Consider the following 1,760-nt stretch of genomic DNA (forward strand, 5'->3'; position numbering starts at 1 on the left):
AAAAAGAAGAGGGGCCACCCACAACAGGCAACCCCTCCCCAAGAAAAACCGTGGCAGCAACCTACTCTCCCACCCCACCACAGGGCAGTACCATCAGCGCAAGGAGACTTAACGACCGGGTTCGGAATGAGACCGGGTGTAACCCTCCCACCATAACCACCACGGAAACCAAACACCCACACCCAAACAGGCACAGGAAAACCATAGTGAACAAGCATGCGCGAGCACCCAATTATCTGCAGCGGACAAGCCCTCGACCTATTAGTACCGGTCAGCTCCACCCCTCACAAGGCTTCCACACCCGGCCTATCAACCCCGTCATCTACAGGGAGTCTTACCCTCTCACGGAGGCAGGAGACCTCATCTCGAAGCAAGCTTCCCGCTTAGATGCTTTCAGCGGTTATCTCTCCCGCACGTAGCAAACCAGCCATGCCCTTGGCAGAACAACTGGCACACCAGAGGTACGTCCGTCCCGGTCCTCTCGTACTAGGGACAGCCCTTCTCAAGTCTCCAACGCGCGCAGCGGATAGGGACCGAACTGTCTCACGACGTTCTAAACCCAGCTCGCGTGCCGCTTTAATGGGCGAACAGCCCAACCCTTGGGACCAACTCCAGCCCCAGGATGCGACGAGCCGACATCGAGGTGCCAAACCATCCCGTCGATACGGACTCTTGGGGAAGATCAGCCTGTTATCCCCGGGGTACCTTTTAGCCGTTGAGCGACACCGCTTCCACACGCCGGTGCCGGATCACTAGTCCCAGCTTTCGCTCCTGCTCGACACGTCCGTCTCACAGTCAAGCTCCCTTGTGCACTTACACTCAACACCTGGTTACCAACCAAGCTGAGGGAACCTTTGGGCGCCTCCGTTACTCTTTAGGAGGCAACCGCCCCAGTTAAACTACCCACCAGACACTGTCCCCGAACCGGATCACGGTCCAAAGTTAGATGCCCGAAACAGTCAGAGTGGTATTTCACCAACGCCTCCATCACCACTGGCGTGGCAATATCAACAGCTCCCACCTATCCTACACAAACCATCCCAAACACCAATGTCAAGCTATAGTGAAGGTCCCGGGGTCTTTCCGTCCTGCTGCGCGAAACGAGCATCTTTACTCGTAGTGCAATTTCACCGGGTCCATGGTTGAGACAGTGGGGAAGTCGTTACGCCATTCGTGCAGGTCGGAACTTACCCGACAAGGAATTTCGCTACCTTAGGATGGTTATAGTTACCACCGCCGTTTACTGGCGCTTAGATTCCCAGCTTCGCGGGGACGAACCCCACTAACCAGTCCTCTTAACGTTCCAGCACCGGGCAGGCGTCAGTCCGTATACAGCGTCTTACGACTTCGCACGGACCTGTGTTTTTAATAAACAGTCGCTTCCCCCCGCTATCTGCGACCCCACCCAGCTCCAGAAGCATGTTCCTTCACCAGACAGGGCTCCCCTTCTCCCAAAGTTACGGGGACAATTTGCCGAGTTCCTTAACCATGGTTCACCCGAACGCCTCGGTATTCTCTACCTGACCACCTGCGTCGGTTTAGGGTACTGGCCACACACGAACTCGCTAGAGGCTTTTCTCGACAGCACGGGATCACTCACTTCACCAAAAACGGCTCGGCATCACGTCTCAGCCCCACGGCATGCGGATTTACCAACACACCGGCCTACACGCTTACCCCCGGACAACCACCGCCGGGTAGAGCTACCCTCCTGCGTCACCCCATCACTTGCCTACTACAAGATCGGTTCCCAGACCAGC

At 56.5% G+C, this 1,760-nt stretch carries 2 rRNA genes; both read right to left on the reverse strand.

Annotated features, from left to right (window positions below):
• Positions 1 to 48: 48 nt before the first annotated feature.
• A 5S ribosomal RNA gene (rrf, locus tag D456_RS0123255) occupies positions 49 to 164 on the reverse strand.
• 77 nt (positions 165 to 241) lie between these two features.
• Positions 242 to 1,760: ribosomal RNA gene (locus D456_RS0123260) — 23S ribosomal RNA — on the reverse strand; the annotation flags it as partial.

Source organism: Nocardiopsis kunsanensis DSM 44524 (genome assembly GCF_000340965.1).
GTDB classification, from domain to species: Bacteria; Actinomycetota; Actinomycetes; order Streptosporangiales; family Streptosporangiaceae; genus Nocardiopsis; species Nocardiopsis kunsanensis.